The 22,197-nt window shown below is 54.8% G+C and carries 23 protein-coding genes, 1 tRNA gene and 1 pseudogene; 17 read left to right on the forward strand and 8 right to left on the reverse strand.

Annotated features, from left to right (window positions below; translation table 11 throughout):
* Window positions 1-329 precede the first annotated feature (329 nt).
* Window positions 330-533, forward strand: coding sequence for a hypothetical protein (locus L2097_RS13275; RefSeq protein WP_085005722.1), 204 nt, complete (start codon window positions 330-332; stop codon window positions 531-533).
* Window positions 534-818: 285 nt separating this feature from the next.
* A pseudogene (locus L2097_RS13280) lies at window positions 819-955 on the forward strand (integrase); the annotation flags it as partial.
* Window positions 956-970: 15 nt separating this feature from the next.
* Here the strand turns inward: L2097_RS13280 and L2097_RS13285 are convergent.
* Window positions 971-1,047, reverse strand: a tRNA-Arg gene (locus L2097_RS13285).
* 222 nt (window positions 1,048-1,269) lie between these two features.
* Between L2097_RS13285 and folD the strand changes: the two genes are divergently transcribed.
* The 5 genes from folD to L2097_RS13310 all read left to right on the forward strand — a co-directional run bounded on the left by folD (window position 1,270) and on the right by L2097_RS13310 (window position 5,924).
* Window positions 1,270-2,136 (forward strand): bifunctional methylenetetrahydrofolate dehydrogenase/methenyltetrahydrofolate cyclohydrolase FolD, encoded by an 867-nt coding sequence (gene folD, locus L2097_RS13290; protein WP_047371511.1) that lies wholly within the window; start codon window positions 1,270-1,272, stop codon window positions 2,134-2,136.
* 1 nt (window position 2,137) lies between these two features.
* Window positions 2,138-2,350: a ribosome-associated protein YbcJ gene (gene ybcJ / locus L2097_RS13295; protein ID WP_041852425.1), complete on the forward strand. Its 213-nt coding sequence runs from the start codon at window positions 2,138-2,140 to the stop codon at window positions 2,348-2,350.
* A 240-nt stretch (window positions 2,351-2,590) separates the two neighbouring features.
* Entirely contained in the window at window positions 2,591-4,090 is a 1,500-nt protein-coding gene (locus tag L2097_RS13300) for a PTS transporter subunit EIIC (protein ID WP_085006939.1), read from the forward strand.
* A 92-nt stretch (window positions 4,091-4,182) separates the two neighbouring features.
* A complete protein-coding gene (gene malI, locus L2097_RS13305) occupies window positions 4,183-5,199 on the forward strand; it encodes a Mal regulon transcriptional regulator MalI (RefSeq protein ID WP_250352998.1) in 1,017 nt (338 codons plus the stop codon).
* A 200-nt stretch (window positions 5,200-5,399) separates the two neighbouring features.
* On the forward strand, window positions 5,400-5,924 hold the full coding sequence (locus tag L2097_RS13310) for a metal-dependent hydrolase (protein WP_047371514.1): 525 nt from the start codon (window positions 5,400-5,402) through the stop codon (window positions 5,922-5,924).
* A gap of 133 nt (window positions 5,925-6,057) precedes the next feature.
* Here L2097_RS13310 and cysS read toward each other — a convergent pair whose 3' ends face one another.
* Window positions 6,058-7,443 (reverse strand): cysteine--tRNA ligase, encoded by a 1,386-nt coding sequence (gene cysS / locus L2097_RS13315; protein ID WP_085006942.1) that lies wholly within the window; start codon window positions 7,441-7,443, stop codon window positions 6,058-6,060.
* A gap of 174 nt (window positions 7,444-7,617) precedes the next feature.
* Between cysS and ppiB the strand changes: the two genes are divergently transcribed.
* From ppiB to L2097_RS13340, 5 genes are all read left to right on the forward strand, one after another.
* Complete coding sequence (gene ppiB, locus L2097_RS13320) at window positions 7,618-8,112, forward strand: peptidylprolyl isomerase B (protein WP_041852430.1); 495 nt, start codon at window positions 7,618-7,620, stop codon at window positions 8,110-8,112.
* 2 nt (window positions 8,113-8,114) lie between these two features.
* Window positions 8,115-8,840, forward strand: coding sequence for a UDP-2,3-diacylglucosamine diphosphatase (lpxH, locus tag L2097_RS13325; protein ID WP_047371516.1), 726 nt, complete (start codon window positions 8,115-8,117; stop codon window positions 8,838-8,840).
* 144 nt (window positions 8,841-8,984) lie between these two features.
* On the forward strand, window positions 8,985-9,494 hold the full coding sequence (gene purE / locus L2097_RS13330) for a 5-(carboxyamino)imidazole ribonucleotide mutase (RefSeq protein ID WP_047371517.1): 510 nt from the start codon (window positions 8,985-8,987) through the stop codon (window positions 9,492-9,494).
* Entirely contained in the window at window positions 9,491-10,558 is a 1,068-nt protein-coding gene (gene purK / locus L2097_RS13335) for a 5-(carboxyamino)imidazole ribonucleotide synthase (RefSeq protein WP_250352999.1), read from the forward strand. Before purE ends, purK begins: the two co-directional genes overlap by 4 nt.
* Complete coding sequence (locus L2097_RS13340) at window positions 10,551-10,904, forward strand: hypothetical protein (protein ID WP_250353000.1); 354 nt, start codon at window positions 10,551-10,553, stop codon at window positions 10,902-10,904. Before purK ends, L2097_RS13340 begins: the two co-directional genes overlap by 8 nt.
* Window positions 10,905-11,016: 112 nt before the next feature.
* Here the strand turns inward: L2097_RS13340 and L2097_RS13345 are convergent, their stop codons facing one another.
* From L2097_RS13345 to ybbA, 6 genes are all read right to left on the reverse strand, one after another.
* Window positions 11,017-11,676 (reverse strand): methionine ABC transporter permease, encoded by a 660-nt coding sequence (locus L2097_RS13345; RefSeq protein ID WP_250353001.1) that lies wholly within the window; start codon window positions 11,674-11,676, stop codon window positions 11,017-11,019.
* Window positions 11,669-12,685: a virulence-associated ABC transporter ATP-binding protein SfbB gene (sfbB, locus tag L2097_RS13350; RefSeq protein WP_250353002.1), complete on the reverse strand. Its 1,017-nt coding sequence runs from the start codon at window positions 12,683-12,685 to the stop codon at window positions 11,669-11,671. The genes L2097_RS13345 and sfbB overlap by 8 nt, the downstream gene beginning before the upstream one ends.
* A 57-nt stretch (window positions 12,686-12,742) precedes the next feature.
* A complete protein-coding gene (locus L2097_RS13355) occupies window positions 12,743-13,579 on the reverse strand; it encodes a MetQ/NlpA family ABC transporter substrate-binding protein (RefSeq protein ID WP_085006947.1) in 837 nt (278 codons plus the stop codon).
* A gap of 411 nt (window positions 13,580-13,990) precedes the next feature.
* Window positions 13,991-15,136, reverse strand: coding sequence for a porin (locus L2097_RS13360; protein WP_250353003.1), 1,146 nt, complete (start codon window positions 15,134-15,136; stop codon window positions 13,991-13,993).
* Between the two features lie 182 nt (window positions 15,137-15,318).
* A complete protein-coding gene (gene ybbP / locus L2097_RS13365; protein WP_250353004.1) occupies window positions 15,319-17,733 on the reverse strand; it encodes a putative ABC transporter permease subunit YbbP in 2,415 nt (804 codons plus the stop codon).
* Complete coding sequence (gene ybbA / locus L2097_RS13370) at window positions 17,730-18,416, reverse strand: putative ABC transporter ATP-binding protein YbbA (RefSeq protein WP_047371525.1); 687 nt, start codon at window positions 18,414-18,416, stop codon at window positions 17,730-17,732. Before ybbA ends, ybbP begins: the two co-directional genes overlap by 4 nt.
* Between ybbA and tesA the strand changes: the two genes are divergently transcribed.
* From tesA to L2097_RS13395, 5 genes are all read left to right on the forward strand, one after another.
* Complete coding sequence (gene tesA, locus L2097_RS13375; RefSeq protein WP_047373375.1) at window positions 18,387-19,010, forward strand: multifunctional acyl-CoA thioesterase I/protease I/lysophospholipase L1; 624 nt, start codon at window positions 18,387-18,389, stop codon at window positions 19,008-19,010. The two genes, ybbA and tesA, sit on opposite strands and share 30 nt — an antisense overlap.
* A 28-nt stretch (window positions 19,011-19,038) precedes the next feature.
* Window positions 19,039-19,809, forward strand: coding sequence for an SDR family oxidoreductase (locus L2097_RS13380; protein WP_250353005.1), 771 nt, complete (start codon window positions 19,039-19,041; stop codon window positions 19,807-19,809).
* Window positions 19,810-19,867: 58 nt separating this feature from the next.
* Window positions 19,868-20,722, forward strand: coding sequence for a co-chaperone YbbN (locus tag L2097_RS13385; RefSeq protein WP_047371527.1), 855 nt, complete (start codon window positions 19,868-19,870; stop codon window positions 20,720-20,722).
* An 85-nt stretch (window positions 20,723-20,807) separates the two neighbouring features.
* Window positions 20,808-21,725 carry an SPFH domain-containing protein gene (locus tag L2097_RS13390; protein ID WP_047371528.1) on the forward strand — a complete coding sequence of 306 codons (918 nt, stop codon included), beginning with the start codon at window positions 20,808-20,810 and terminating at the stop codon, window positions 21,723-21,725.
* Window positions 21,722-22,180 (forward strand): NfeD family protein, encoded by a 459-nt coding sequence (locus tag L2097_RS13395; protein ID WP_250353006.1) that lies wholly within the window; start codon window positions 21,722-21,724, stop codon window positions 22,178-22,180. Before L2097_RS13390 ends, L2097_RS13395 begins: the two co-directional genes overlap by 4 nt.
* The last annotated feature ends 17 nt before the right edge of the window (window positions 22,181-22,197 follow it).

The raw sequence follows: 22,197 nt of genomic DNA on the forward strand, positions 1-22,197 counted from the left end.
AACGGGCGGCTTTTTTGTTAACAGGGGAAATGACAATATAGCGTTTTACGCTTCGGTAACCGCATTATGCAAAGGTAATGGGTAAATGGCATAACGCGCGCCCACGCAGATGGCGATTCAGGCCACTTCCCTCAGTTTAATGGTTCCATAACCGGGCAATCTGTCCCGAACACCATTCCATATGTAAATCATATACTTTAGTAAATACATTGCGTTAATCACCAAAAACACCCGTGGGACACTCTGAGCGAATGGAACCATCTGGTAACCCTGCGTGTGAAGGTGTAATAGTCAGAGACACTGAATTCCCTTATCGTTGAGGTGGTTTTATGCGAGCGACAGAACAGAGTGAAGAAGAGATGGCGAAAGCTATCGGCTATATAGTGATGGAGTTAGAAAATACCGGATGCGCTATCACAGCAGAAGCCATTAATGCGCGGCTGGAATTACGCAAAGAGTGTGGAAAGGCATTTGCAGAAATGGCAGCGAAAAAACCATACCAAATCAGGTTTAACGAGTCGTTGTGTGGATAAAAAGTAGGTTAACCTGAAAAGGTCCCTACAGAGTTCCATATAAAACTAAATGTTTGTATTCAAACAAGAAAGAACAATCAATTTGCAACATACCCAAAAAATTTTTGGGTGGTGCGTTGAACTACATTAACCTCCCCGGTTTATTACCTTAATCTTTGTATCCTCATTCTTATTGTACAATACCTCTATCCCACAATAAGGAATCTCCCCGCAGTGAGAATGACTGACCGCAAAAAGAGGATACTCAGCGACTTTGAACAGGATAACCTCGAAGGGGGGTGACAAGTGAGAGTGGTGCGCCGATATGCGCACCTGGCGCCAAACCACCTGACCGGGCATGCACGGAAAATAGATGACATTTTGGCAATAACGACACAAATACGACACAGGGAGGAAATCAGGCTGGCTTAGAGTTGGAGTAACTTCTTGAAGTAAAATGGTACGCCCTACAGGGTTCGAACCTGTGACCTACGGCTTAGAAGGCCGTTGCTCTATCCAGCTGAGCTAAGGGCGCACTGATGTCCCTTACGGGAGAGTTGCGGATCGGGATTATACGGTCAACACCAGTTGAGTCAATGGCTTTGCTCTCAGATGCTCGCGAAGTGAGCACCATTCCGCACTTTCTCCGCCCTGCCTTTATGCACGAAACATAAACGGTAACTGACAGCGCCGCCCACTTCTGACAAAATATACACATCCCCACTTCTTTTTAGTTACAGATGGAATCCTCTCTCTGATGGCAGCAAAGATTATAGATGGTAAAACGATTGCGCAGCAGGTGCGCTCTGAGGTTGCTGAAAAGGTGAAAGCTCGCCTGGCAGCCGGGAAACGTGCCCCTGGTCTGGCCGTTATCCTCGTTGGTAGCAACCCTGCGTCGCAGATTTATGTCGGCAGCAAGCGCAAAGCGTGTGAAGAGGTGGGTTTCATCTCCCGCTCTTACGATTTGCCGGAAACCACCACCGAAGCCGAATTGCTGACGCTTATCGACAAGCTTAATGCCGATGCCGAAATCGATGGTATCCTGGTGCAGTTACCGCTGCCTGCCGGTATTGATTATGTCAAAGTGCTGGAGCACATTTCGCCGGATAAAGACGTTGACGGTTTCCATCCGTATAACGTTGGTCGACTATGCCAGCGCGCGCCGCGTCTGCGTCCGTGCACGCCACGCGGTATCGTGACGCTGCTTGAGCGTTACAACATCGATACCTACGGTTTGAATGCGGTGGTGATTGGCGCGTCCAATATCGTAGGGCGTCCGATGAGCATGGAACTGCTGTTGGCCGGTTGCACCACTACGGTGACCCACCGTTTCACCAAAAACCTGCGCCACCACGTAGAAAACGCCGATCTGCTGGTCGTTGCGGTAGGCAAACCGGGCTTTATTCCAGGCGAATGGATCAAAGAAGGCGCCATTGTGATTGATGTCGGCATCAACCGTCTGGAAAATGGCAAAGTGGTGGGCGATGTGGTTTACGAAGACGCTGCGGCGCGTGCCTCGTACATTACTCCGGTTCCGGGCGGCGTTGGCCCGATGACGGTCGCAACCCTGATTCAGAACACGCTGCAGGCGTGCGAAGAGTACCACGACGTGGAGAAAGCATAAGATGGCAACATTCTCACTGGGCAAGCATCCGCATGTCGAGCTCTGCGATCTGCTGAAACTGGAAGGCTGGAGCGAAAGCGGCGCGCAGGCGAAGATCGCCATTGACGACGGCCTGGTCAAGGTCGACGGTAAGGTCGAAACGCGTAAACGTTGTAAAATCGTCGCCGGACAAACGGTAGTCTTTCAGGGACAAAGCGTCACGGTCGTCGCCTGATATCCCCTCTGCAGGCCCGCTCGCCGGGCCTGCCACCTCTCAGATTATCCTTACCCCTGATACGGTCAATAATTGATCGCCTTCAAATAATCACATTTTGCTATGACCGAAATTCAAATTTCTGTTGCGGAGCCAGAATGCTTACACCACGATAGGTAGAACGTTTTACTAGAACGTTCTACCTACAATAAATGTGCCTATTTCGCACACATAATGGTTCGGATTCGGGGGAATCACAGCATGAATGTGTTATCGGGATTTATTAAGTCACTATCAAAATTGTCAATGATTGGGCGCGCGTTAATGCTGCCTATTTCGTTGCTGCCTGCCGCCGGTCTGCTGCTGGCGTTTGGCGATAAGTTTCATTTACCGCTGATGATGAACGCCGGTGGGGTTATTTTCGATAACCTGCCTCTGCTGTTCGCCATCGGCTCTGCGGTTGGTCTGGCATCTGAATCCGGGATTGCCGCCCTTTCTGCGGCCGTGTCGGTGTTTGTCACCAACATTACCATCAGCACCGTACTGACGATTACGCCTGAAATGGCATCACAGGGCGGGAAATATGCGATGGTGGTCGGTATTCCATCCTTGCAGATGGGCGTCTTCGGCGGCTTAATCTGCGGTATCCTCGCGGCCTGGTGCTACAACCGCTTCCATACCATGCAGTTGCCCGAATTTTTGGGCTTCTTCTCCGGCAAGCGCTTTGTCGCCATCGCTACCGCGTTTATGTCGTTTATCCTCGGCCTGATCCTGCCCTACGTCTGGCAGCATATCCAGGCAGGTATCGACGCGCTGTCCGTTATCGTCAACGGCGATAATCAGGCAGCCTCGACCTTTATCTTTGGCCTGACGGAACGTGCGTTGATCCCACTCGGCCTGCATCACATTTGGTATCCGTCATTCTGGTACTCCTTCGGTGACTACACCACCCAGGCAGGCCAGGTGATCCACGGTGACCAGACAATCTGGTTCAAAATGCTGGAAGAAGGTACCAAGTCATTCAGCAGCGATACCTATCAGAACGCCGGTAAGTTCATGCAAGGCGAGTTCCCGCTGATGCTATTCGCGCTGCCTGCCGCCTGTCTTGCGATGTACCATGAAGCGCATACCAAAAATAAAAAAATCGCCGCCGGTATTCTCTTCTCCGCCGCGCTGACCTGTTTTTTAACCGGTATCACTGAGCCCGTCGAATTTACCTTTATTTTCGTCGCGCCGATTCTGTATGTGTTCAATGCGATCATGGCGGGTCTGGCCTATATGTCCATGTACCTGATGCATGCACATATCGCGAAGTCGTTCTCCGCCGGTCTCATCGACTACATTTCGTTTGGCATTCTGCCGTCGTTTAACGGCTATGAGACAAACTATCTGAATGCCGTCATCATTGGCATACCGATGGCTTTGATTTACTACTTCACCTTCCGCTTTGTCATCCGTCGCTTTGATGTTAAAACGCCGGGTCGTACCGAAGTGTCTGCGGATGCGAAAGACAAAACCGATGAAGAACTGGTCACCGAAATTGTTGACCTGTTGGGCGGGGCCAAAAACATCGATTCTGTCGGGTCCTGTATCACCCGTCTGCGTATTGAAGTGCTGGACGGCAGCCAGGTCGATAAAGAGGGGCTAAACGGCGTCGGCGCTCGCGGGGTGGTCTTTGTCGGTGATAAAGGTGTGCAGGTGATATTCGGCGCCAGAGCACAGTTTATTGCCCAGGCTATGGCAACATCACTCGGCAAATAACCTTGTGCGGGTAAGGTGAAATAAGTCTCCTGGTTTTACCCAGGAGGCTTTACTATTTCTGACTGATTATTCTGTACTTTCAGGGAGCACGATTGAAAAAGGTCAGCATCATTGATGTCGCTAAACTGGCGGGCGTTTCGGTTTCAACCGTCTCTCTGGTGCTGCGCCAGAAAGGGAAAATCTCCGACGCCACCATCGAAAGAGTGCAGTCGGCTATCAATGAGCTGGGATATGTGCACAATATTGCAGCCGCGAACCTGCGCGCCAATACCTCTAATCTGATCGGCCTGATCCTGCGCGATTTCAGCGACAGCTTTTCCATCAAAGTGATGGCGAGCATTGTTCAGGAGCTTGAACGTCAAGGCTACATGGTCTTCCTGGGCCAGCCACTGGATGACAACGAACACCTTGAACGCTGCCTGCTCTCTTTCAAGCAACAGGGCGTGGCGGGAGTTATTTATCTCTCCTCGGATACCCTCAACCCGCACTTACCGGAAAAGATCAGCCAGTGCCCGCTGCCGATGGTGGTGGTGTCGCAGTCGCAACCTGCGGAAAGTTGCAATCTGGTGATGCGCGACAGCCGCCAGGCCGCCAGCCTGGCGACGCGCTATCTGATTGAACGCGGACACCGAAACATTGCCTATATCGGCGGTCTGGAAAAAGACCTGGTACGCCATCAGCGTTTGTTGGGCGTACACAGCGCGCTCAAACAATACGGTATGGCGCTGCGCGATGAATACACGCCTGCCTGCAGCGAATCGACCGAATCAGCGAGCCTGGCGACTCGCCATCTGCTGGAAAAAAATAATACCATCACCGCCCTGCTGTGCCATTCGCCCAATGCAGTGATTGGCTCCATCAGCGGCATTCATCAGGTGGGCCGCACCATCGGTAAAGATGTCTTCCTGACACAGCAGGTGGCGCTGGTTGGCTTCGAGGATATGCTCCACGTGAATCTCACCTCCCCCTCTTTCACTTATGTCTCGTCTGCCAGCGAAGAAGCGGGCCGACAGGCTGCGGGGCTGATAATACGTAAGCTGAAAGAACCAGATTTGCTGACGCAGACCATTACCCTTTCCGGGCAACTGGTGGTGAGAGAGTCCGCATAGGAAAGTGGGTCTTACCGGAATGTACCGTGACGTTATCGCACGGTGCTGGTCGCTATGCCAGGATCTGATCAGAAAAGCGGGTTGTCGCGCTCAACAGGCGAACTTGTACTTTTCCCCGCGAATTTCAGATAACAGGTAGATAATGATGTCTGCGTCGCGTTTTATACTTCCCGTTTTACGCAAAGAAACAGAAACTTATCATGCCCACGATTATCACCCACGCCGCCGTTCCACTGTGTCTTGGCTTAGGTCTTGGCAGCAAAACCATTCCCCCACGCCTGTTACTGGCCGGCGTCGCCCTGGCGATGTTGCCGGATGCCGATGTGCTGGCATTCAAATTTGGCGTGGCGTACGGCAATATTTTTGGACATCGCGGCTTCACCCATTCGCTGCTGTTCGCCTTTGTGGTGCCAATTCTGGTGACATGGCTGGGGCGACGCTGGCTTAACGCCAGCCTGATGCGCTGCTGGGTCTTTTTAACCGTCACATTGTTGTCGCACAGTTTGCTGGATTCTATAACCAGTGGTGGGAAAGGGGTTGGCTGGCTTTGGCCATGGTCAGATGAGCGTTTTCTGGCTCCCTGGCAGGTGATTAAAGCCGCGCCGTTTGCCCTGTCGCGATATATGACCCCGTACGGGCATCAAGTGATTATTTCGGAACTGCTGTGGGTGTGGTTGCCGGGGATCGTTGTGATGGGCGTGTTGTGGCACTGGCGCAGACGTTGATGTTAAGCATCGTTCGCCCCAGCGTTGTGCAAACCCGTAGCCCCGGCCAGCGACAGCGCCGCCGGGGAATATCCCGGATGGCGGCGTAAGCGCCTTATCCGGGCTACGTCTCCCTCTGGGTAACGAGGAAAAACTACTTACGACGCCAGGTGGTACCCTGCGGGCCATCTTCCAGCACGATACCCATCTCGTTGAGACGATCACGCGCCGCATCGGCCGCCGCCCAGTCCTTCGCTTTACGCGCATCCAGACGCTGTTGAATCAACGCTTCAATCTCAGCCACTTCGCCATCATCGGCCTGCGCACCGCTTTGCAGGAACGCATCAGGTTCCTGCTCCAGCAGCCCCAGCACCGAAGCGAGCTTACGCAGATGAGAGGCCAGCGCATTCGCCGCCTGCATATCTTCTGATTTCAGGCGGTTCACTTCACGGGCCATATCGAACAGCACGGAATACGCTTCCGGCGTGTTGAAGTCATCATTCATCACCTCAACAAAGCGCGCTTCAAACGCCTCGCCGCCAGCCGCCGCGACAGACTTATCGGTGCCACGCAGCGCGGTATACAGACGCTCCAGCGCTGAACGAGCCTGCTTGAGGTTCTCTTCGCTGTAGTTCAACTGGCTGCGATAGTGGCCTGACATCAGGAAGTAGCGAATGGTCTCGGCGTCGTAATATTTGAGCACATCACGCACGGTAAAGAAGTTGCCCAATGATTTGGACATCTTCTCACGATCCACCATCACCATGCCGGAGTGCATCCAGTAATTCACATATTCGCCGTCATGGGCGCAGGTAGACTGGGCAATTTCGTTTTCATGGTGCGGGAACATCAGGTCCGAACCGCCGCCGTGAATATCGAAATGATTACCCAACTGTTTGCAGTTCATCGCGGAACATTCAATGTGCCAGCCCGGACGCCCTTCACCCCACGGAGAAGTCCAGCTCGGCTCGCCAGGCTTTGACATCTTCCACAGAACGAAGTCCATCGGATTACGCTTCACATCCACGACGTCCACACGGGCGCCCGCCTGCAGTTGATCGAGATCCTGGCGCGACAGTTGACCATAATTCGGATCCGTCGGCACAGAGAACATCACATCGCCGTTATCCGCTACATAGGCATGACCACGGGCGATTAACTGTTCAGTGATTTCGATGATCTCATGGATATGGTGCGTCGCACGCGGCTCCATGTCCGGGCGCAGAATATTGAGCGCATCAAAATCTTTGTGCATTTCCGCGATCATTCTGTCGACCAGCGCCACAAAGCTTTCGCCGTTCTCATTGGCGCGTTTGATGATTTTATCGTCGATATCGGTGATATTACGCACGTATTTCAGCGTATAGCCGAGAAAACGCAGGTAGCGGGCGACCACATCAAACGCGACGAAAGTACGGCCATGACCGATATGACAGAGATCGTAAACAGTGATACCACACACGTACATGCCGACTTCCCCGGCATGGATAGGTTTGAATTCCTCTTTTTGGCGCGTCAGTGTATTGAAGATTTTTAACATCGAAGATTCCATGTAGACGTGTGTGGACCGGAAAAACGCATATATTACCCGTAATTCAATCCCGAAGCAGCACTGATTGCAAGGTGATCGCGGCAGCAGGTTATGCTATAACAGGCGACTATCACTGACCCATAGTCGGGTCTGCGCACCACTCTACCGGAACAGGATGCAAAAATGGTTACTTTCCACACTAATCACGGCGACATCGTAATCAAAACTTTTGATGATAAAGCGCCTGAAACAGTTAAAAACTTCCTGGACTACTGCCGTGAAGGTTTTTACAACAACACCATTTTCCACCGTGTCATTAATGGCTTTATGATCCAGGGCGGCGGCTTCGAGCCGGGCATGCATCAGAAAGCAACCAAAGACCAGATCAAAAACGAAGCCAACAACGGCCTGAAAAACACCCGTGGCACGCTGGCCATGGCGCGTACTCAGGCTCCGCACTCTGCAACCGCACAGTTCTTTATCAACGTCGTAGATAACGACTTCCTGAACTTCTCTGGCGAAAGCCTGCAGGGTTGGGGCTACTGTGTGTTTGCCGAAGTGGTTGAAGGCATGGACGTGGTAGATAAAATCAAAGCCGTTCCTACCGGCCGCAGCGGTATGCATCAGGACGTGCCGAAAGAAGATGTCGTGATTGAAAGCGTGACCGTTAGCGAGTAATCGTGGCGACACTTTTTATCGCAGACCTTCATCTGCAAACAGAAGAACCGGCGATCACCGCCGGTTTTCTGCGTTTTTTGACAGGCACAGCCCGCCAGGCTGACGCGCTCTATATTTTGGGCGACCTGTTCGAAGCCTGGATTGGCGACGACGACCCCACTCCCCTTCATCGCGAGATCGCCGCCGCCATCAAGGCGCTGGTCGACAGTGGCGTTCCCTGCTACTTCATCCATGGCAATCGCGATTTCCTGCTTGGCAAGCGCTTTGCACGCGAAAGCGGCATGCAGCTCCTGCCAGAAGAAAAAGTGCTCGATCTTTATGGTCGCAAGGTGCTGATTATGCACGGCGATACGCTCTGCACCGATGATGCAGGCTATCAGGCGTTTCGCGCCAAAGTTCACAAGCCCTGGCTCCAGACGCTGTTTCTGGCCCTGCCGCTGTTTGTTCGCCAGCGTATCGCCGCAAAAATGCGGGCAAGTAGCAAAGCTGCCAACAGCAGCAAATCGCTGGCCATTATGGACGTGAACCCGCAGGCAGTCGTTGCCGCGCTGGAAAGACATCAGGTTCAGTGCCTGATCCACGGTCACACCCACCGCCCGGACGTACACGAGCTTATCGCAAACAGCAAACCCGCCATGCGCGTGGTCCTCGGCGCCTGGCATACCCAGGGCTCGATGGTGAAAGTGACCGCAGACAACGTCGAGTTAATCCCTTTTCCGTTCGGATAATTTGAGCCGCTGGATGATCATGCATCGACACAGCGGATTGCAGCATTCATCGCTACGCAACCGTTTTCCTTGCCCATTTTCCGTGCTATTCTTTGTGCCCTCAAAAGCTGTCCGTAGTCGCACCCACAGGAGTTTTCTTAACGCATGTCTTCTGCTAACCAACCGGCGCGTATCGCCATTGTCATGGGATCGAAAAGCGATTGGGCGACCATGCAGTTCGCCACCGAAATTCTCGATATCCTGAATGTCCCGCACCATGTTGAAGTCGTCTCCGCTCACCGCACGCCCGATAAACTGTTCAGCTTTGCCGAAAGCGCCGAAGAGAACGGTTTTCAGGTGATCATTGCGGGTGCTGGCGGCGCGGCGCATCTGCCGGGGATGATTGCAGCGAAAACCTTAGTGCCTGTGCTGGGTGTGCCGGTACAGAGCGCCGCGCTGAGCGGTGTGGATAGCCTCTACTCTATCGTCCAGATGCCGCGCGGTATTCCGGTCGGTACGCTGGCCATCGGCAAAGCAGGGGCCGCTAATGCCGCCTTGCTGGCCGCGCAAATCCTGGCGCAGCACGACGCCGAACTGCATCAGCGCCTGGCCGAGTTCCGTCGCGCTCAGACCGACGAAGTGCTGGAAAACCCGGATCCACGGGGGGCGGCATGAAACAGGTTTGCATTTTAGGTAACGGTCAGCTTGGGCGTATGCTGCGCCAGGCAGGCGAACCACTGAGCATCGCCGTGTGGCCCGTGGGGCTGGATGCGGACCCGGAAGCCGTGCCGTTCGCCCGGAGCGTGATTACCGCTGAGATCGAACGCTGGCCGGAAACCGCCCTGACCCGCGAACTGGCGCGTCACCCGGCATTTGTAAACCGCGATGTGTTCCCGATTATTGCTGACCGTCTGACACAGAAACAGCTGTTCGACAGACTCGGCCTTGCCACCGCACCGTGGCAGTTGCTGGCCGACAAAAGCGAATGGCCTGCGGTTTTCAATACGCTGGGTGAACTGGCGATTGTCAAACGCCGCGTAGGCGGGTACGACGGTCGCGGTCAGTGGCGCCTGCGTGCAGGTGAAACGGAACAATTGCCGGATGACTGCTACGGCGAATGCATCGTTGAGCAGGGCATCAATTTTTCCGGTGAGGTATCGCTGGTGGGCGCCCGCAGCCATGACGGCAGCACAGTGTTCTATCCGCTGACTCACAACCTGCATCAGGACGGTATTCTGCGCACCAGCGTGGTATTTCCGCAGGCCGACATGCGCCAGCAACAGCAGGCAGAAAGCATGCTCTCTGCCATTATGCACGACCTGAATTATGTGGGCGTGATGGCGATGGAGTGCTTCGTGACGCCGGCAGGCTTGCTGATTAACGAACTGGCGCCGCGCGTACACAATAGCGGCCATTGGACGCAGAACGGCGCCTCGATCAGCCAGTTTGAATTGCATCTGCGTGCGGTGGTGGATTTACCGCTGCCGCCGCCGGTAGTCAACAGCCCGTCGGTGATGATTAACCTCATTGGTAGCGATTTGAATTATGACTGGCTGAAACTGCCGCTGGTGCATCTGCACTGGTACGACAAAGAGGTGCGCCCAGGCCGTAAGGTGGGGCATCTTAACCTGAACGACAGCGACACTGGCCGCCTGAGCGCGACGCTGGAAGCGCTGGTGCCCCTGCTGCCGCCGGAGTATGCCAGCGGTATTGCCTGGGCGCAGGCGAAGCTTGCCTGATAACTGTCCCCGGCGGCGCTACGCTTGCCGGGGCTACAAAATCGTAGCCCGGATAAGGCGGTTACGCCGCATCCGGGAATGTCCCCGGCGCTGCGCTTGCCAGGGCTACAGAACCGTAGCCCGGATAAGACGTTTTCGCCGCATCCGGGAACTCTCCCCGGCGGCGCTGCGCCTGCCGGGGCTACAGAACCGTAGCCTGGATAAAGCGGTCACGCCGCATCCGGGAATGTCCCCGGCGGTGCTGCGCTTGCCGGGGCTACAAAATCGTAGCCCGGATAAGGCGGTCACGCCGCATCCGGGAAATCTCCCCGGCGGTGCTGCGCTTGCCGGGGCTAGAGAACTGTAGCCTGGATAAGACGGTCACGCCGCATCCGGGAACTCTCCCCGGCGGTGCTGCGCCTGCCGGGGCTACAAAATCGTAGACCGGATAAGGCAGTCACGCCGCATCCGGGATAGCCTCAGTGCCTGTCGCGCTTATCGGCGCGCACTGCCAGCCAGTCGCCCAGCATCTGCACGACCTGCACCAGCACAATCAGCGCGATAACCGTTACCACCATCACCTGCGTTTCGTAGCGATAGTAGCCGTAGCGGATGGCCAGGTCACCGACGCCGCCGCCACCGACAATCCCTGCCATTGCCGAATAACCAATAAGGCTCACCAGCGTAATCGTCAAACCGCGCAACAGGCCCGCGCTGGCTTCTGGCAGCAGCACCGTGCAGATGATACGCATAGGACTGGCGCCAAATGCTTCCGCCGCTTCAATAATGCCCTTATCCACTTCACGCAGCGCGCCATCCACCAGACGGGCATAGAAAGCAATCGCCGCCACGGACAGCGGCACCGATGCGGCAATCGGCCCAATGGTGTTGCCGAGCAAAAACTGGGTTAACGGCAGCAACAGCACCAGCAGGATAACAAAAGGCACAGAGCGAATGATGTTCACCAGCACGGAGCTGATGAGATAGACCGCGCGGTTTTGCCAGAACAGGTTACGGTCAGTCACGAAGATCAGAAAACCCAGCGGCAGACCGCCAATAATCGCCAGTACCGTTGAGATGCTCAGCATCTGGAAAGTTTCGCCAAACGCGAGGCTCAAATCGGCCACTAAATCATCCACGGATCACCTCCACCTGAGCGGTACGGTTACGAATGTAGTCCACCGCCTGTTCTACCACAGCCGGGTCTTGTGCAGTGAGTTGCACCACCAAAATGCCCAGCGCACGCTCACCGATATACTCGATTTTGCCGTGCAGAATATTCACCGCCACGCCAAAGTTAATGGCCGCGTCGGACAGCACCGGTTGCTCGGCAGAATCGCCAATAAACAGGATTTTCAATAATTGTCCCGGCAGGTGCTCGCGCAAACGGTCCGGCAGCGTCAGATTCAGCGTGCGTGAAACCAGTTGTTGCGTGAAGGCATGCTGTGGATGGGCAAAAATATCAAACACATCGCCACTTTCAACAACCTTGCCGCCGGACATCACCGCCACGCGATCGCAGATGGATTTGATCACGTTCATCTCATGGGTGATCAGCACGATCGTGATGCCCAGCTGCGTGTTGATCTGTTTGAGCAGTTCCAGAATGGTGGCCGAGGTTTCCAGATCCAGCGCGGAGGTCGGCTCGTCACACAACAGCACATCCGGGTGGTTGGCGATAGCACGGGCGATGCCGACGCGCTGCTTCTGCCCACCGCTCAGTTGTACCGGGTAGCGGTTGGCTTTGTCACTCAGCCCGACCAGTTCAAGAATTTCTGCGACCCGTGGGGCGATTTTCTCGCGCTCCCACCCCGCCGCTTTCAGGCTGAATGCCACGTTTTGTGCCACGGTGCGCGTGTGCATCAGATTGAAGTGCTGGAAGATCATGCCGATTCGCTGGCGCGCTTTACGCAGCGTCAGGCCTTCCATTTGTGAAATCGCCACGCCGTTCACTTTGACGCAGCCTTCACTCGGGCGTTGCAGGGCATTCAATGTACGCAGGAGGGTGCTTTTCCCCGCGCCGCTGGTGCCGACAATGCCAAAAATTTCACCGGGTGCGATACGCAAGCTGACACTGTCCACAGCACGCATGGGTTTTGCTCCCCGCACGGCGGGAAAATCCACGCACACCTTATCTATCTCAATCATGTGTCCCTCAAATAGCAAAAGGCAGGCCGCAGCCTGCCTGTTAACCTGGATTCGCCCTTATTTGTTATCCGCGGCGGTCATCCACTCCGGTTTCTGGAAAGCGCCGTAAACATTTTTCGGGTCATCAATCACCGCGCGGTAAGCCGGGGATTTCACAACCTCAACAATATCTTTGGCGAAAGGCTTATCCGCATCTTCACTACGTACGGCGATGATATTTTTGAGATTCTCATCCAGATGTTCTTGCTTGATCGCGGTAGACAGATCGAGGCCTGCGGCAATAGCAAAGTTACCGTTGACCAGCGCGGCGGTGGCGCTATCCAGCGTACGCGGCAACTGCGCGGCTTCCAGCGGTTTAAACACCAGCCCTTTCGGGTTACCGGCAATATCGCGCTCAGAAGCTTTGGTCGGATCAATGTTGTCTTTCAGGGTAATCAGATCCAGCGATTTCAGGAAACGCAGGCCGCGAGCCAGGTTGGTAGGATCGTTGGACAGCGTGACGATGTCGCCTTTTTTCAGCTCATCGAGGCTCTTAATTTTGTGGGAGTAGAATCCCATACCCGCCGTCGGTACGGTGATCAGTTTGGTCAGTTTCAACCCTTTATCCGCAGTGAATTTATCGAAATAGAGCGAATGCTGAAACAGGTTGGCATCAATACTGCCGTTCGACAGCGCCATATTCGGCTGCACGTAGTCGCTGAATTCGCGCACCACGACTTTGTAGCCTTTTTCTTTCAGTGACGGCTCAATAGCCTGTTTTACCATGTCGCCATAAGGCCCCGGCGCAACGCCGAAAACGATGGTGTGCGGATCGCTGTTGGCCTGCGCAGAAGATAAGCCGCATGCCAGAAGTAGTGCCCCAAAGGTGGCGCGTAAACCGAGACGACGTCCCATACATTCTCCCTAACGAAGTGTGTCTGCTGTGTGGCGCACCGTCGACGCGGCGCGCTCCATATTCATTACAGGGATAAGATGGCATAAAGATAACGCAGCGGTAATTGAAAAAAATTCATGTTGTTGTGAAGTATGTCACTGAATGATGGGAGATTTTGCAAAGGTAAGGCGATGAAGCATAAAGAAAAGCGAAAATCACCCGCCTTCCTTTATGCACTTTTTAGATAAGCAAACTCAGATCTTTGCTAAGCAGAATGACGGGACTCTACTTCCGGGTCAGTAGGCGTTCTCGGCACAGGCAGGTTGAACCCGAACAGCGCGCAGAAGCTGCAACGTACGCGGAGTACGTGAGGATTTCGAGCACTGCCCGGGTTCAAACTGGCAAGTCAGATAGCCAGATGCCCTGGAATGTTAGAAGTCGTAGCGCAGACGCACCAGGTTCATATCGCCCAGATCATCGCTGCTGGAGGTAAACACGTGTTCGTAATCCACGCGGAAGCCATAATCCAGCTGGAAGCTGATACCTACGCCGTTATCGATACGCTGGTAGTTGCGTCCATTCACGTATTCGATGCGATCGCCCATAAAGTACGGCTGAATAGATTTCACAGCATACTGATTAACAGGGATCTTATAACCGGCGAAATATTCAACGCCCCACGCATCACCCGCGAAATAATTGTGAACCGTGTTTTTCTTGCTCAGCAGGAAGTTCTGATACCAGCCGCCGCCAGCGGAGAAGGTCCAGTTGTCCGGCGTCCAGCTCAGCGCTGTACCAAGAATATTCTGGTCATACGTTTTGCTGTCATCATTGCCCGGATTGCGCATTTCAGCACGGGTATAGTTCCATGCGGCCCCCCAGGTCAGGGTGTTAGTCAGATGGTAATCCAGGCCCAGCGAGCCGCCGCCTTTACGTTTGTAACGCAGACCGTTGCCCGGCAGATATTCGTTATCATCGAACAGATAAGAGGCGTAAAGATCCGCGCTCCCGAATGTATTCTTATATTTCAGCATATTGCGTGAACGATAAGATCCGTCATAGTCGCCGTTAATACCGTTGCCCGGCGCCTGAGCGATCATGTCGTAATCCCAGATATCGGTTTTCGCCCCTACCACATCATAGTAAATGCTGTTTTGCTGACCGTAGGTTAATGTCCCCCAGGTTTTGCTTTTCAGACCGGTATAGAGCATACGGCGCGTGGTGTCGTGGGCACCTTTCGCATAGTGGTTATCCCAGTCGAAGACCGCCGGAATATTGACGCCCAGTTCGTAGTAGTTAATCCAACTGATGTCATCAAACAGGTAGTAATCACTGGCGAAACGGAAACGCGTACCGCCGTCAAAACCGTTACGTTTGTAAGAGCCTTTATCACCGTCACCCGTCATCATATTGAATTGCGGACGAATACTCCCGCCCACGGTGAAATTGAGACGACTTAACGGATCGCCTGCCTGTGGATCTTGTTTCAGCAGCGTGATCTCGGCCTGAGACGCAAAGGAGGCCATTGCCAGTGCCGCGCCGATCGTTATCGCCAGCGCTTTTATTTTATGTGCCATGCTGTTTCCTTGGTTAATAAGCAGCCAAATAGTTGCCAGCTGAATATTAACGCCGATTAAGCACGCTATGTTGTCGAGTTTTTCGTACTTTGTGCGCTTAAAAATCAGCTAGTTAGCAATTTGTGCACTTAAAAAAATACACGCCGATTATTTAACCGACGTGCAATCAAAATGACATACTTTTACTGGTCAAACTGGCGGAACAACGCTTTCCCTTTCAGTAGACGCGTCCCCAGCCAGCCGCCGCATGCGGACAGTAAGATGGCGCCGCACAGAGGTAACGTGACCCACAACCGCCAGTCTGGCTCCCAGGGGAAGTCAAAGACTTTAGTTTGCAGCACCGCCAGCGCCGTTTCCGCACCGATTGCCGCCACCAGCCCGGAGACGAGTCCGAGCAGCGCAAATTCACACCACAGCGTGGCGCGTAACAAACGCTTGCCAGCGCCGAGCGTGCGATACACCACCAGTTCCTGATGACGCAGGCGCATCCCCACCTGCACCTGAGCCAACAACAGCAGCACGCCGCAGAGAGTGACCAGCACGACCATCACTTCCAGCGCCCGGCTCACCTGTTCCAGCACCTGGCCAACCTGTTTTAAGATAGCGCCAATATCCAGCAGGCTGATGGTGGGAAACTCGCGGTTAAGCTGGGTCAACATACCGCTGCCATTCTGCCAGCGGAAACTGGTTAGCCAGCTTTGCGGCTGACCATCCAGCGCCCCCTGCGGGAAGATAAAGAAGAAGTTGGGACGCAGGCTTTCCCAGTCCACTTTACGCAGGCTGGTTACTTTAGCGGTGAAATCCTGGGTATCGCCCACAAAAGTCACGCTATCGCCGGGTTTGATCCCGAGGCGTTTTGCCAGCGCTTCTTCGACCGAGACCTCACCGGCTTTAGGCGGCCAGGTGCCTGCGGTAATCGGGTTGTGGTTTGCCTCATCCCGCTGCCAGGTCAGATTCAATTCGCGGTTCAGCGCCTCATCCGAATTCCCCTCCGTGCTGTGGCCGTTAATCTGCGTCAGCCGGGCACGCACAATAGGCCAGAACGCCTGTGGCGCCACATGATGCGCGGCGAGAAACGCTTTCACCGGCTCAACCTGCTCCGGGGCAATATTAATGAGGAAATAATTCGGGCTTTCCGGGGGAAGCTGTTGCTGCCATCTGTCGAGCAGATCGCCTCGTAGCACCAGCAACATCGCCAGCAGCATGAAAGAGAGCGAGAACGCCGACAACTGACTCAGCGTTGACCATGGCTGGCGTAACAGGCGATTGACCGCCAGACGCAGCGGCAATGTTTTGAGGGTAAGTTTTTTCATCCCCCGCAGCAGCAGCCAGCCAACAATACCGCATAACAACGCCAGCACCACCGTCCCCGCCAGCACTGACCACAGCAGCATGCTGGCCCCCATCAGCCAGGCCAGCAACAAGACAGACACAAGGCTAATAACGGGAAGGTAAAATTTCAGCGGCCAGACATCGGCGACAGCATCACGGCGTAACACACGCACAGGCTGCGTTGCCAGCAATAAGCGCCAGGGCCGTAACCCCACCAGCAGAGAAATCACCAGCATGGCGCCAATCGACCAGAGCCACGGCCAGCCGCTGGCGGCAGGCAATGCCACCGGCAGAACCGGCTTAAGCAAGATCAGCAGTATTTTTTCAAACAGCAATCCCATCACCCCACCGGTGACAGACGCCAGCACGATCACCATAAGCCACTGGCCGACGATCAGTTTGCGCAGTTGCGCTCTGCCCGCCCCCAGCGTTTTCAGGATTGCCACCAGATCGTAGCGACTGCGGCAATAATGTCCCATCGCGACTGCCACCGCCGCGACCGACAGCAGCAGGGTTAATAGCGCCGACAGCAATAAGAACTGCTGGGAACGTTGCAATGACTTCCCGAGTGCCCCGTCATCCTGCTCAAGACCATACCAGCGGTGTTCCGGCTTAAGCTGCGGCAATAACCATTTTTCGTACGCGTCCAGTTGCGCGGGCGTCCCGGCAAATTTTACCCGCCAGGTAACGCGGCTTCCCGGCTGTACTGCTCCGGTTTTCGCCACATCGGCCGTGTTCATTAATAACCGCGGCGCCATTTCGAATGGGTTAAAGCCGGAATCCGGCTCCTGTACCACCTCCCCGGCGATACGCAGCGTGGCATCTCCCACATCAATTGAATCCCCGGTTTTCAGTTTTAAAAGCGCCATCAGTCGTGGGGCCAGCAGCACCGTCCCGGCCTGCGGTTTGACCGCTGGCGGCGTAGTTTGTAGTTCACCGTAAAGCGGATAGCTGTCATCCACCGCTTTCACGTTTGCCAGTTGTGGCGTGTCGCCGGCGAAGGTCATGGTGGCAAATGAGAGTTGCTCGTTAACCTTAAGCCCCTCTTTTCGCGCCTCTTCCAGCCAGGCATGGGGAATTTCACGTGAGCTACGTAGCGCCCTGTCGCCCGCCATAAATTCGCGGCTCTGCTGGCTTAATCCTTTTTCCATCCGATCGCTGATATTGCCCAACGCCAGCACGCAGGCCACCGCCAGACTGAGCGCCAGCCAGACAATCAACAGCGAAGGAGAGCGCCATTCGCGCCAGAACCAGCGGGCAATCATACTTCCTCCCGCAGTTCGCCATTTACCAGACGTAAGCGTCTGTCGCAACGCGCCGCCAGTTGTGGATCGTGCGTGACCAGAATCAGCGTGGTGCCATATTGCTGATTCATTGAGAAGAGCAAATCGGCAATCTTATCGCCGGTCTGCCTGTCCAGGTTGCCAGTGGGTTCGTCGGCAAACAGCAGCGCCGGACGGCCATTAAACGCACGGGCCAGCGCTACACGCTGTTGCTCGCCGCCGGAAAGCTGCGCGGGAAGGTGATCAAGACGTTTACCCAGCCCCAGTTCTTCCAGCAGCCCTTTGGCGCTGGCTCGACTCTGCGCGCTGTTTTCGCCACGCAGCAGGGCCGGAAGCTCGACGTTTTCCAGCGCATTCAGCGTGGGGATGAGCATAAAGGATTGAAAAACAAAACCGACATGATCTGCACGTAGCTTTGCCCGCGCCTCTTCATCCATCGCGTGGAGCGGCTGGCCCAGCAGGTTCACTTCACCGCTACTGCCATCATCAAGCCCGGCAAGAATCGCCAGCAATGTTGACTTACCCGAACCGGATTCACCAATCAGGGCGATGGTCTGCGCCCGTTTGACAACAAGCTCAACTCCGGTGAGGATGGAAAGTTCATGCTCCCCCTGACCGACGGACTTCTTAAGATGATGAACTTCAACAATGTTTTCCGCTGGCATTTGGCCTTCCTGTTTCTGCTTCTGTTTAGCCTGCGTGCCGCCGCGGCGGACACGTTACTGGTTCTGGGAGACAGCCTGAGCGCGGGCTATCGCATGGCGGCTAATACCGCCTGGCCTGCGTTGCTCAATGAAAAGTGGCAACAAAAACCGCCTGTCATCAACGCCAGTATCAGCGGCGATACCTCGCAACAAGGTCTGGCACGCTTACCCGCGTTGCTCAAAGAACATCAGCCTCGCTGGGTACTGGTAGAGCTGGGAGGTAACGATGGTCTGCGCGGCTTTGCGCCGCAACAAACTGAACAAACGCTGCGTACCATTTTGCAGACGGTGAAAGCCGCAAACGCCGAACCCTTGCTGATGCAAATACGGCTGCCCGCCAACTATGGACGCCGTTATACTGAGTCATTCAGCGCCATCTATCCTAAGCTCGCCAAAGAGTTTGATGTTCCTCTGTTGCCGTTTTTCATGGAAGAGGTCTATCTCAAACCCCAGTGGATGCAGGATGACGGGATTCACCCGAACCGCGACGCTCAACCTTTTATTGCCGACTGGATGGCGACCCGGTTGGCGCCTTTAGTTAATCACGACTCCTGATTTATCAGGGACGCTTTCAGGTAAAGTTATGCAAAAAACGATCTTAATAACAGGATGTTCCAGTGGTATTGGTCTGGAAAGCGCCCATGAACTCAAGCGTCAGGGCTTTCGCGTTCTGGCGGCCTGCCGCAAAAGCGACGATGTCGCGCGGATGAATCAGGCCGGATTTACCGGCGTACTGCTGGATCTCGACGTCCCCGAAAGCGTAGAACGTGCCGCGGACGAGGTCATTGCTCTGACGGAAAACCGCCTGTACGGCATTTTTAATAATGCGGGCTTTGGCCTGTATGGCCCGCTGTCCACCATCAGCCGTGAGCAGATGGAACAGCAGTTTTCTGCCAACTTTTTTGGCGCGCACCAGCTCACTATGCGCCTGCTGCCCGCCATGCTCCCGCATGGTGAAGGCCGCATTGTGATGACCTCCTCGGTAATGGGGCTGATTTCGACCCCGGGTCGTGGCGCTTACGCGGCCAGTAAGTACGCCCTGGAAGCCTGGTCCGACGCGCTGCGTATGGAACTGCGTCATAGTGGCATCAAGGTCAGCCTGATTGAGCCGGGCCCTATCCGCACCCGCTTTACGGACAACGTCAACCAGACACAACGTGACAAACCGGTTGAAAACCCCGGTATTGCCGCACGTTTTACCCTCGGCCCGGAGGCGGTCGTCGCCAAAGTGCGCCATGCTTTTGAAAGCCCGAACCCTAAACTGCGCTATCCGGTCACGGTCGTCACCTGGGTGGTAAGCCTGTTGAAACGCATACTGCCGGGACGAGCAATGGATAAAATTTTACACGGGTGAGTTGAAGGCTCGGCGCCTGTCCCCATGTATGAATAAACACTTAAACAGAGAATGACTCATGTCTGTACAGAACATCGTCAACATTAACGAAGCAAACCTTCATCCGACGCTTGAACAGTCAATGACCACGCCAGTGCTGTTCTATTTCTGGTCCGAGCGTAGCCAGCACTGCCAGCAGTTGACCCCGGTATTGGAAAGCCTGGCGGCGCAGTATAACGGACAGTTTATTCTGGCGAAGGTTGACTGCGATGCTGAGCAGATGCTTGCGTCGCAGTTTGGTTTACGTGCGATCCCGACGGTCTACCTGTTCCAGAACGGCCAGCCGGTCGACGGTTTCCAGGGGCCGCAGCCGGAAGAGGCTATACGTGCCCTGCTGGATAAAGTCCTGCCGCGTGAAGAAGAGTTAAAAGCACAGCAGGCAATGCAGCTGATGGAAGAAGGTAAACATGCTGAAGCGCTGCCGCTGTTGAAAGAAGCCTGGCAGTTATCGAAGCAGAACAGTGAAATCGGCCTGCTGCTGGCAGAGACGCAAATTGCGCTTAACCGATCTGATGATGCCGAAGCTGTGTTAAAGACCATTCCGCTGCAGGATCAGGATACTCGCTATCAAGGGCTGGTGGCGCAAATCGAGCTACTGAAAAAAGCGGCTGACACCCCGGAGATTCAGCATCTGCAAGAGCAGGTCGAGAAGAACCCGGCGGATGCCCAACTGGCAACGCAACTGGCGCTACAACTGCATCAGGTTGGCCGCAATGAAGAGGCGCTGGAGCTGCTATTCAGCCATCTGCGTAAAGATTTAGGCGCAGCAGACGGCGAAGCGCGCAAAATGTTGCAGGAGATCCTTGCTGCGCTGGGTACTGGCGATGCGCTGGCCTCCAAATACCGTCGCCAGCTCTACTCCCTGCTCTACTAGTCCCGCCCGCTAAATTTGGGGGTCGCGCTGTTAAGATCCCCAAATTTGGTTAGAATGACATCAAATTAAACAGGAGGTTTATTTGATGCTCATCGTCATCCCCGTTCTTATCTTCGTCGCGCTGGTCATTGTAGGCGCGGGTGTCAAAATCGTGCCGCAAGGATATCAGTGGACGGTGGAACGCTTCGGTCGTTATACCCGTTCGCTCCAGCCGGGTCTGAGTCTCGTGGTACCGTTTATGGACCGCATTGGTCGTAAGATCAATATGATGGAGCAAGTTCTCGATATCCCGTCCCAGGAAGTCATCTCCAAAGATAACGCCAATGTCACCATCGATGCGGTGTGCTTTATCCAGGTTATCGACGCCCCGAAAGCCGCCTATGAGGTGAGCAATCTGGAACTGGCGATCATTAACCTCACCATGACCAACATCCGTACCGTGCTCGGCTCGATGGAGCTCGACGAAATGCTCTCTCAGCGCGACAGCATCAACACTCGCCTGTTGCATATCGTGGACGAAGCCACCAATCCGTGGGGCATTAAGGTCACCCGTATCGAAATTCGCGATGTTCGCCCACCGGCAGAACTGGTCTCTTCCATGAACGCCCAAATGAAAGCCGAACGAACCAAACGTGCTTATATTCTGGAAGCAGAAGGGATTCGCCAGGCGGAAATCGTCAAAGCGGAAGGTGAGAAGCAGGCCAAAATCCTCAAAGCCGAAGGTGAACGGCAGTCGGCCTTCCTTGAAGCGGAGGCCCGTGAACGTTCGGCGGAAGCAGAAGCGCGTGCGACCAAAATGGTTTCCGAGGCGATTGCCGCCGGAGATATTCAGGCTATTAACTACTTTGTGGCGCAGAAATACACCGAAGCGCTGCAGCAAATTGGCTCGGCCAATAACAGTAAGGTGGTGATGATGCCGCTGGATGCCAGCAGCCTGATGGGCTCCATCGCAGGGGTCGCCGAACTGGTTAAAGACAGCGCCAGCGAACGGAAAAAACCATGATCGCCCTGCTCTTTGAACATGCGTACATTTTCTGGTTAAGTCTCGGCGGCCTGCTTCTGGCCGCTGAGATGCTCGGCGGCAACGGCTATTTGCTGTGGAGCGGCGTGGCGGCGGTAGTCACCGGCCTGCTGGTCTGGCTGGTTCCCTTTGGCTGGGAATTACAAGGGGTCATCTTCGCGGTCCTCACGCTTATCGCCGCCTGGCTGTGGTGGCTGTGGCTTTCCAGACGGGTGCGCGAACAAAAACCGGCGGATGCGTCGCTTAATCAGCGCGGGCAGCAACTGATTGGCCGTCGTTTTATCCTGGATAATGCGCTGGTCAACGGACGCGGTCATATGCGGGTGGGGGACAGCTCATGGCCGGTGAGCGCCGAGTCTGATTTACCGGCAGGAAGTAAAGTGGAAGTTATTGCCGTCGAAGGCATTACGCTGCGCGTCAAAGCTGCGGTCGAATAATCGTCATAATACGCAAG

Origin of the sequence: Citrobacter sp. MNAZ 1397 (genome assembly GCF_023613995.1) — a bacterium.
In the GTDB taxonomy this organism is placed as follows: Bacteria; Pseudomonadota; Gammaproteobacteria; order Enterobacterales; family Enterobacteriaceae; genus Phytobacter; species Phytobacter ursingii.

Coding starts and splice junctions, on each gene's coding strand:
- L2097_RS13275 (WP_085005722.1), top strand. CDS start 330: ATGCGAGCGACAGAACAGAGTGAAGAAGAGATGGCGAAAGCTATCGGC.
- folD (WP_047371511.1), top strand. CDS start 1,270: ATGGCAGCAAAGATTATAGATGGTAAAACGATTGCGCAGCAGGTGCGC.
- ybcJ (WP_041852425.1), top strand. CDS start 2,138: ATGGCAACATTCTCACTGGGCAAGCATCCGCATGTCGAGCTCTGCGAT.
- L2097_RS13300 (WP_085006939.1), top strand. CDS start 2,591: ATGAATGTGTTATCGGGATTTATTAAGTCACTATCAAAATTGTCAATG.
- L2097_RS13310 (WP_047371514.1), top strand. CDS start 5,400: ATGCCCACGATTATCACCCACGCCGCCGTTCCACTGTGTCTTGGCTTA.
- cysS (WP_085006942.1), bottom strand. CDS start 7,443: ATGTTAAAAATCTTCAATACACTGACGCGCCAAAAAGAGGAATTCAAA.
- ppiB (WP_041852430.1), top strand. CDS start 7,618: ATGGTTACTTTCCACACTAATCACGGCGACATCGTAATCAAAACTTTT.
- purE (WP_047371517.1), top strand. CDS start 8,985: ATGTCTTCTGCTAACCAACCGGCGCGTATCGCCATTGTCATGGGATCG.
- purK (WP_250352999.1), top strand. CDS start 9,491: ATGAAACAGGTTTGCATTTTAGGTAACGGTCAGCTTGGGCGTATGCTG.
- sfbB (WP_250353002.1), bottom strand. CDS start 12,685: ATGATTGAGATAGATAAGGTGTGCGTGGATTTTCCCGCCGTGCGGGGA.
- L2097_RS13355 (WP_085006947.1), bottom strand. CDS start 13,579: ATGGGACGTCGTCTCGGTTTACGCGCCACCTTTGGGGCACTACTTCTG.
- L2097_RS13360 (WP_250353003.1), bottom strand. CDS start 15,136: ATGGCACATAAAATAAAAGCGCTGGCGATAACGATCGGCGCGGCACTG.
- ybbP (WP_250353004.1), bottom strand. CDS start 17,733: ATGATTGCCCGCTGGTTCTGGCGCGAATGGCGCTCTCCTTCGCTGTTG.
- tesA (WP_047373375.1), top strand. CDS start 18,387: ATGAACTTCAACAATGTTTTCCGCTGGCATTTGGCCTTCCTGTTTCTG.
- ybbA (WP_047371525.1), bottom strand. CDS start 18,416: ATGCCAGCGGAAAACATTGTTGAAGTTCATCATCTTAAGAAGTCCGTC.
- L2097_RS13380 (WP_250353005.1), top strand. CDS start 19,039: ATGCAAAAAACGATCTTAATAACAGGATGTTCCAGTGGTATTGGTCTG.
- L2097_RS13385 (WP_047371527.1), top strand. CDS start 19,868: ATGTCTGTACAGAACATCGTCAACATTAACGAAGCAAACCTTCATCCG.
- L2097_RS13390 (WP_047371528.1), top strand. CDS start 20,808: ATGCTCATCGTCATCCCCGTTCTTATCTTCGTCGCGCTGGTCATTGTA.
- L2097_RS13395 (WP_250353006.1), top strand. CDS start 21,722: ATGATCGCCCTGCTCTTTGAACATGCGTACATTTTCTGGTTAAGTCTC.